Raw genomic sequence first — 8,528 nt, forward strand, 5'->3', positions numbered from 1 at the left:
ACAGGGGACACCGAATGGCTTCGCCGGTGGATTGGGTGGGAAGTAGCAGATAAGGTTGGTGAGGCGATTGAGATTCTCAAGATGTGGATTCGCGCAGAGTTGTCTGGGCAAACCATGAGCGTGAGACTGTGAGAGGAGGTAGCCATGGAGACAGTAACATGCAGGAGCTGCCGGTACCGGAACCGATGTATGGAGTACAGCCGAATGATACCGTGCCGGTCGTACAAAAAATGGACCCCGGCGGCGGCAACCGCGGAGAGGTCCAATAACTAAAATACACACCCTTATTATAAGGGAGATATCGGAGGATTGCAAGGTGGAAATATCTAAAACTTATTATCCTAGCAGCCATGTAAAGATTACAGCACCATTTTTTACATTGGTATGCAGTTGTGGCCTGCGGCACTGGTCCCTGCTGGGCGAGATTACACCGTGCCCCAATTGTGGAAAGCTGATGGTGAGAGAAGGTGATGCAGATCCATGCACTACAAAGGGATAGGCCCTGAGGATGGGACCATTGTAAATGAGGGTGACGCATACGCCTATGCCCTGGAGCGTTGTCTGGGCGGCACACTGGAAGAACAGAAAGAGTTCCGGAAGATGCTGGTGGAATGGTATTATTCCGGGAATTGGATTAAGGAGGAATGATTTATGGAACAGGTTGCAAATATTTTTGAGAACAATGCTCTGGCAACGCCACGCGGAACAATAGCGGATATGGTAGTAAGCCGTCAGGCCCAGGAAGTACAGGCGGCCATGGTGATTGCCAAGAAGTTCCCGCGAAATGAGTTTGAAAGTTTTAACCGCATTATGAAGGCTTGCCAACGTAAGGGTCTGGCAGAAAAATCCATGTATGAATATCCCCGCGGCGGCGAACGTGTGACTGGGCCATCCATCCGGCTGGCGGAGGCAATGGCGCAGAGCTGGGGGAATATTGATTTTGGAATCATTGAGCTGGAGCAAAGAAACGGGGAAAGCCAGGTTATGGCCTATGCCTGGGATTTGGAAACAAATACCCGACAGGCAAAGATTTTCTCTGTGCCGCATGTCAGGGAATCAAAAAAGAACGGCATTGTCCCCCTCACCGCGCCGCGAGACATTTACGAACAGGTAGCAAATTATGGAGCCCGCAGGCTCAGGGCGTGCATTCTGGGCGTTATCCCTGGGGATGTGATTGAGGCTGCTATTGCACAGTGTGGGAAAACGCTGGCGGGTGAGAATGGGGAGCCCCTGGAAGATACGGTCCGCGCGATTGCCGGCACGTTTGAAAGGGAATACGGCGTGACAGTAGCAATGTTGGAGAAGTTCATGGGATGCAAAATAGAGAGCTTTACCATGCAGAACCTGATCCGCCTGAAAAAAGTATACATGTCCCTGCGTGATGGTATGGCAGACCGTGAAGATTATTTTGATCTAGCGCCGGCTGTAGACGAATCCGAAATCAATAGGAATCCATTCGAGGGAAAGGAAGGGACTGGAAAGGGCAAGAAGGGTAAAACAAAAAAGGCAGAGTCCCAGCCGCCGACAGTGGAAAAGCCTGCAAACGAAACTGACCAGAAAACAGGGCAGGCCCAGCCGCAGGATCTGGATCCGTCCTTCGTTCCGGATGAAACTCAGGAGCCGAGGTTTAAATAGGGGGAAGTTATGAAACTGACATCCGAGAATTATTACAGCCAGGAAGCCAATGAGCAGTACTTTTCAGTGTCCCAATACAAGGATTTTGTCAAATGTGAGGCAATGGCCGTGGCAAAGATACGCGGGGAATGCCAGCAGCCCATCACCAGGGCACTGCTGGTCGGTTCCTTTGTGGATTCCTACTTCGAGGGAACACTTCCACAATTTATGCAGGATAATCCAGAACTGTTCACCCGGAAGAATGAACTGAAAAGCGAGTTCCGTAAGGCCAATGAGATTATTGGCCGGATAAAGTCAGACCCGTTGTTTATGCGGTTTATGAGCGGGGAAAAGCAGCGGATTATGACCTTTGAGGTATTCCCGGATATCGCCTGGAAGATGAAAATGGACAGCTATTTGGAAGGCATCTGCATCACGGACCTTAAAGTGGTGGCGAACTTTAAGAGCCTGCCACTTTGGAGGTATGACCTGCAGGGGGCTGTCTATCAGGCAGGGGTTGAGGCTGTGACCGGGGAGCGCCTGCCGTTTTATCTGGCGGTAGCGACCAAGGAGCGGGTGACGGACCTGGATATCTTCCAAATCCCACAGTCAACGCTGGATATGGCCCGGACTGAAATTATTGAGAACATAGAACACTTTAGTGATGTAAAAAAGGGCCGGGTTCCGCCGCGGTATTGCGGAAAATGTGATTATTGTAAATCCATTAAGGCGGCATCCATTCGTAACTATAATGAGCTTTTGGAGCTGCAAGGGAGGAATATATGAAACTTGTAAAAATATTAAGTGACAGCGTCCAGATAAGGACAAACCTGTCAGAGTTCCGGGATATCCGCATCAATGACCTGTTATCTGTGTCTGATGGGGAGGTGAGCCTTGTGACCATGGTAACAGGACTGACCGACACTGATTCGGAGGAACGGATTGGTGAGGAGGATTTCCTGGGAGAGATAACCGGGATTAAGAGTATTGACTGTACCATCATCGGCAGCCTTAAGGATGGGCGTTTCTTAAAGGCCATAGACGTATACCCAACAACGAATGTCAGTATCTGCCGTATCGGGATTAGGGAATTTGAGGATATGCTGGGTCGTGGCCGGGGAGGGTTCCGCATTGGCACCTATGCTGCTTACTCCTGTGACGCGGTTGTGGATGGCAATAAGTTTTTCCAGCGTCATTCCTGTATTGTGGGGAATACCGGCGCCGGCAAGTCAGAGACAGTGGCAAAGATACTGGAGGAGACAGCAAAGCTCCCGGGGGCTAACCTGGTTGTGTTTGATATCCATGGGGAGTATAGCCAGTTGTCGTATGCCTCCAATATCCGTATTGGAGAGGACTTTCCATTTCCTATTTGGATGTTTGGGTTTAACGACATTGTGGCTAATATCCTTAAAATCCGCGAGGAGAGCGCCACCACGGTGATGACAGCGCTCCGCAAGGCATATTACCGGGTGTGCCCGGATGGAAAAGAAAATAAGCCGGTATATTTCAGCTATCAAAGATTAATAGATGAAATGGAAAGCCTGGATAATCATGTGGTCACGACAGGAGAGGTTTACAAAACCGGGGATAAGGCTGGGATGGCCAAAACCACTAAGGGGGAGTACAACGGAAAGCTTACCAGTACCGTGAACCTGTTAAAGGATCGGATGATGGACAGCCGGTACAGCTTCTTGTTCGAGGAGAAGTTACAGAGCTATCTCTATGAAGTAATGGAGGCAGTGCTGGGAACGGATAAGCCGGTAAAAAACATTGACCTGTCCGGTGTGCCGCACGATGTAGCTCTTCCTATCATAGGGGTTATCTCCAGATTGATATTTGATATCCAGCGCCAGCAGGACATGGACAGCATACGGCCGGTTACTATCGTGTGTGACGAAGCCCATGTTTACATCCCGGACAACTTCCAGCTGACGGCCAGCCAACGAAGGATGGTAGAAGTATTTGAGGATATTGCAAAGGAAGGGCGCAAGTTCGGAATTACCCTGTTTCCCGCCACTCAGAGGCCATCAGAGCTGAATAAGACCATTGTTGCCCAGTGCGCCAACATGATTATCGGAAAGCTAAACAATGAGAATGACAAGGCTCTGATTAAAGGGATGCTGCCGGATGGGGGCGACAAGATAATTGATTCTGTTACGATGTTTAACCCAGGCGAGGTGCTGATTGTTGGCGATGCTGTCCCAATACCACTCAAAATCAAAGTGGAGCTGGCAAGGGAACGTCCTGTTTCAAGGACAATTGATTTCTGGGATGTTTGGAGTCAGGAAAGGGACTATGATATCGCGGGATTGGTTGATAGATATATGTAAAAGAGGAGGTGATTAAGTGGCAATCACATTTGACAACATTGCTGGAGGAGAGCTAGCTGAAAAGTTTAAGATGGCCCTAGCTCAGATAGGCCGGAATATCCTGGACCCAAACATGGATCCTGAGACAGCCAGAGGAATGACCATTAATCTTAATTTCAAGCCTAAATCAAACGGAGTGATTGATATTAAGTTTGATATTAAGACCAAACTGGCCGGATTTCAGAAGTCAGAGACAGTATTCCTGGTGGGACAAGATGCCAGGACTGGCCGAATTGAGATGTCCGAGTATGGAAGCGACCGTCCCCAGGTAACATCTGTTGCAGCAGCGCCAGCTGCGGCCTATACAGAAGTGCGGCAGCCAGCGCAGACATTTGACCCGGAAACGGGAGAAATTTACGAGGAACCCCGCAAAGCCCCGATTGACTTAAGGGCAGTGGCTAACCAATAAAAATGAAAAGGAGATAGGAAAGATGATGGAAGGATTAAAAGCAGCATTGGAGCATGTGGAGGAACTGGCACGGGAAAACGAAAAAACAGAGGTCATTGAGATATGTGGCAAGACCTATGCCAACAAAAGCTTGAAACGGTATGATTCGCCAGAGAGGGCCGAAGCAATCGAAACCCACAGCCTGTCATCCATGGTGGACTACATAGGCAGCTGCAGCCAAGAGTTCCCGGAAGGCAGGGATATGATTATACATATCATGGGACCAAAGCGGGTGCGGCTGATGTCCTCACTGGATGCGGAGCGCAATAGGGAGTGCCTAATTGAGGTGGGCGCGGTGACTTCTGAGTTCCAGTTTGGCCATTGGTACGACCAGGAGAGATTCATGATTGAGATACAGGCCAATTTCCAGCCAAGTCCGGACCTGGAGTTAATCATGAAGGTTGCCGGGAATGTGGAAAGAAAAAATAATCAGTCCTATTCGGATGACGGCGTTTCCCAGGTTGCAACCATGACCGTTGGGGTGGCAGCTAAGGCGGATGTGATAGTCCCCAATCCGGTGACACTGATACCTTACCGCACGTTCCAGGAGGTGGCGCAGCCTGCCAGCAAGTTTGTATTCCGGATTGGCGATAAGGATGAACCGTCCTTTATGATTGTAGAGGCTGAAAACGGCATCTGGAAGAATGAGGCGGTATCCAACATCAAGAAATACTTTGCAGATGCTATCATGGAAATGCCTGAGGCAATCAGCAGCCGAATTACAATCATCGGATAATTCAGTGCTTTATCCTCCGGACAAATATAATATGTCACGGTATTAAATGCCGGAGGTGTCTGCGGGGCGGCAAACCATTGCTTTCTGACCGCCGCCCCGTCCTTTAAAGTGGAAGGTGGTGGTTTTCCTGGGTAGGGACTGCAGGAAGGACCTGGACTACTTCCCGAAGGTTGTTAATTTCTATGAGGATGATAAGATATTTGATTTGCTGGACGAATATGGCCCGCTGGGAGTCACCGTATATGATTGTATACTGACAATCGTTTACTCAAATGGCTATTATGCGAATCTATCTAAAGACAAGCTATCAAAAATGGTCATCCGAAAGATTGGAAACAAGTGGATTAAAAGCCAAAAGGCCGTTGTGCAAGTGATAGATTACTGTGCTGATTTAGGACTTTTTGATAAAGACCTCATGCTGCAGAATATTATCACCTCTGTTGGGATTCAAAAACGCTACCACATGATAGCTGTGAAGCTGCTGAAGAGACGGCTCTATAGTACGCAATACTGGTTACTTGATGAAAACGGGGAACCTTTATTAAATACACCCATTTTTCCAATTGATTCCGAGGAAAACGGCATTTCCGCGGAGGAAATAAGTAAATCTTCGGAGGAAATGCAGGTAAAAAGAAAAGAAATAAAAGAAAAAGAAATCTTATATAAAAGAGAGGCGGATATTCCCCCGGAGGAAAGCCTGGATGCGGCCTTTGCCCGGTTTGTGGGGTTCCGGAGGGACATCAATAAACCGTTGACAGCTGATGGTGCGGAACTGATAAAGAAGGAACTGGGACAAATAGGGTGTGATGTCAAGGAACGTATTGCAATCCTTGACCAGAGCATCATGAACCATTGGACGGGGATATATCCGTTGAAAAAGAAACGGCCAGTCAAAGACAGCACTGCAAATCAGAGAAACAAGTTCCACAATTTCGACCAACGAAATGTTGACTATGACGCTCTGGTGTTACAGCGGGTAAAGGAATGGGCGGGGGAAGGAGAAGGGAATGAAGGAAATCCATCAGAAGATACTTGATTTTGTGACAGGCTACTTGCTGGAATGTGGCTACCCTCCTACCAATAGGGAAATTGCAGATGGAGTCGGTTATGCATCCACCTCAACGATATTTAACCACATGCGGGATATGCGGGAAGCAGGATTGATAAATTACATTGACGAATGCCCCAGGACCATAACAGTCCCTGGGTACAGATATATGAAAGTTAAGGGGAGGAGGGGCCACGATGGAGGAGTTAACAACCAATATGGAGGAAACGGCGTCGGTACAACCAGCAGAAATAAAGTGGTATAAGAGTGTCAGCTATGAGGATGCCAAGGTATTTATAAAATCCAATATCACGTCGGCGGCCAGGAGCTTTATTGCTATAGGGTATTATCTTAAGCTGGTCCGGGACAAAGAGATGTACCGGGAAGATGGTCATGAAACCATCTGGGATTTTGCTAAGGCCGAGTATGGCATCAGCCAGTCTACGGCCAGCCGATACATGTCCATGAATGACCGGTTTTCCAAGGACGGGAACAGCCCTATCATAAGGGATGAATACAAGGAATTTGGTAAGAGCCAGTTACAAGAGATGCTGTCTCTTACGGACGAGCAGATGGAGCGGGTATCGCCATCGGACCGCGTAGAGGATATCAGAAACATGCGCAAACCAAAGGAAATCCCGTATGTACATATCCCAGGCCAGGTAGAGCTGACAGATTTCTCGGGTGTGGAACCGGAGGATGTGGCTGCATCAGTCCAGGCCAGGGAAGAGATTGCATCCAGACAGCCGGAGAAACAGACCTATACAATATCCGCGGCGGACTTGCTACCGGATCCAGGACAACAGAAAACGGAAGAATCCATTGCGATATCGCAACAGGAAAAGCCGATACCAGAACCGCGGTCAGAAGTGCCGCATGAACCGGAGAAGTCCGGGAAGTGCATCCACCGGCCAGAATTTGACTGCACCCTGGAGGAAGCCCATAAGCTCATTCCGGGTACTGGAGAAGATTGCAGCCGGGTGTGCTGCTGGGAATGCGTCAGGCACGGTGGCTGTGAGTTGGAATGTTATAGTTCGCAGCGGCGCCCGGCTCCACAATTATCAGCCTACGGAACACCCAGGCGGGAATACCCAGCAGATAGTCTGATAGCAACAGAAGGATGCGAGGGCGGACATGACTGCTTCTCCTGCTCTATGGAATGCGAGATACGGCAGGCAGAGCGGCGGTGTGTAGGGGCGTCCTGCGGGAATCCGTTTCCGTGCGAGATACTTATGAATCTGGACGGAATCCGGGAGCAGATAGGGGAGAATTGTGAGTTCGTGAACCATGAACTGGCCTATCACCGGGCGGGAGACGGGGAACCAAGCCCATGCTGCAAGCACTGCAAGAATCCTTGCGAATATATTTGCGAGTGGGCCATGAGGGTACTGGATCAGGAACCACAGCAACCCGCTGCGAAAGAGCAGCAGAATGAGGAGATCTGCTGCGAAAATGAAAACCAAGAAGAAACAGCGGAAGCAGAAAACGAACCCTCAGATGTGGATCTACTCCGGGGGATGTTAGAAAAAGAAAAGGAATTCCTGGATGAAATGATAAAGGTTGATAAGGTGGAACCTCTTCCGCCGAAGTTGCTCCGGAAGAAAAAGATACTGGTGGCAGCTCTTGCGGGTATGCTGTGTAATCTGGAAGAACCGGAGCCAGAAGAACCCAAACAGCCAGCGCTTCCGGTCATGAAGAACAATGACCAGCGTAAGGCATGGCTGAGGGATTACCAGTCATGGGGCCTGTGGTATACGGATGAGCATATCGGGGCCAGGTATTACAAGTATGATTTTGAGAATGGGGCGAGGCTGATCGCAGAGGAGTACAGCAATTATAACAAGTTTACCGGAGAGGATTATACATCCTCTTACCTGCATCTGGTAGGAGGTTCGGAGCCGACAAAGTATCCGATGCATGGATGCGGTAAGTGGAACCGACATGAGACGTATAACCGGTATCCGGACAGTGAAACGGAATTGGTTGAGTTTCTGAAGGAGATCCAGAAAGAGAAAAAAGGATGATGGAGTTTAGCATAAGGAGGAACACATGGAAAGATTAACACATGAGGCTGATTTTGGTCTCGAAGATTGGGAGCAGATATTATATAGAGTTCCGGCAGATCCAGAAGGAGCTTACTAAGGAGGCAGAGGGATCAGTTGGAGATATGTCCTTGATATGTACTCAACCATGGATATCGCATATGCAATAATGATGTTGCGAAAAACATGGTATAGATTCTTTGTCTTAGGAGATGGAAATGTATACTTTTGTAAAAACGGAGAGGCATACGAAACAGGACTTACATTAACA

The 8,528-nt window shown here is 48.8% G+C and carries 9 protein-coding genes; all 9 read left to right on the plus strand.

The features are described 5' to 3' along the window. The first annotated feature begins 480 nt into the window (after positions 1 to 480). Positions 481 to 648, plus strand: a complete 168-nt coding sequence (locus G614_RS32085) for a hypothetical protein (RefSeq protein WP_021893207.1) — start codon at positions 481 to 483, stop codon at positions 646 to 648. A 3-nt stretch (positions 649 to 651) separates the two neighbouring features. Continuing rightward, positions 652 to 1,635: a hypothetical protein gene (locus tag G614_RS28660; RefSeq protein ID WP_080664605.1), complete on the plus strand. Its 984-nt coding sequence runs from the start codon at positions 652 to 654 to the stop codon at positions 1,633 to 1,635. Positions 1,636 to 1,644: 9 nt separating this feature from the next. Next, positions 1,645 to 2,400, plus strand: a complete 756-nt coding sequence (locus tag G614_RS0122805) for a PD-(D/E)XK nuclease-like domain-containing protein (protein WP_027643756.1) — start codon at positions 1,645 to 1,647, stop codon at positions 2,398 to 2,400. Continuing rightward, positions 2,397 to 3,944, plus strand: coding sequence for an ATP-binding protein (locus G614_RS0122810; RefSeq protein WP_027643757.1), 1,548 nt, complete (start codon positions 2,397 to 2,399; stop codon positions 3,942 to 3,944). Before G614_RS0122805 ends, G614_RS0122810 begins: the two co-directional genes overlap by 4 nt. A gap of 16 nt (positions 3,945 to 3,960) precedes the next feature. Next, positions 3,961 to 4,392 carry a hypothetical protein gene (locus G614_RS29420; RefSeq protein WP_049948103.1) on the plus strand — a complete coding sequence of 144 codons (432 nt, stop codon included), beginning with the start codon at positions 3,961 to 3,963 and terminating at the stop codon, positions 4,390 to 4,392. A gap of 22 nt (positions 4,393 to 4,414) precedes the next feature. After that, positions 4,415 to 5,167, plus strand: a complete 753-nt coding sequence (locus G614_RS0122820) for a hypothetical protein (RefSeq protein WP_242828188.1) — start codon at positions 4,415 to 4,417, stop codon at positions 5,165 to 5,167. A gap of 118 nt (positions 5,168 to 5,285) precedes the next feature. Next, the gene (locus G614_RS28670) at positions 5,286 to 6,203 is read left to right on the plus strand and encodes a DUF4373 domain-containing protein (protein WP_278246018.1); all 918 of its coding nucleotides are present in this window, start codon (positions 5,286 to 5,288) and stop codon (positions 6,201 to 6,203) included. Beyond that, complete coding sequence (locus G614_RS30715) at positions 6,175 to 6,480, plus strand: hypothetical protein (protein WP_080664606.1); 306 nt, start codon at positions 6,175 to 6,177, stop codon at positions 6,478 to 6,480. The genes G614_RS28670 and G614_RS30715 overlap by 29 nt, the downstream gene beginning before the upstream one ends. Beyond that, positions 6,413 to 8,239: a hypothetical protein gene (locus G614_RS33100; RefSeq protein WP_242828190.1), complete on the plus strand. Its 1,827-nt coding sequence runs from the start codon at positions 6,413 to 6,415 to the stop codon at positions 8,237 to 8,239. Before G614_RS30715 ends, G614_RS33100 begins: the two co-directional genes overlap by 68 nt. The last annotated feature ends 289 nt before the right edge of the window (positions 8,240 to 8,528 follow it).

This window comes from [Clostridium] clostridioforme AGR2157, assembly GCF_000424325.1.
Lineage (GTDB): Bacteria > Bacillota > Clostridia > Lachnospirales > Lachnospiraceae > Enterocloster > Enterocloster clostridioformis_A.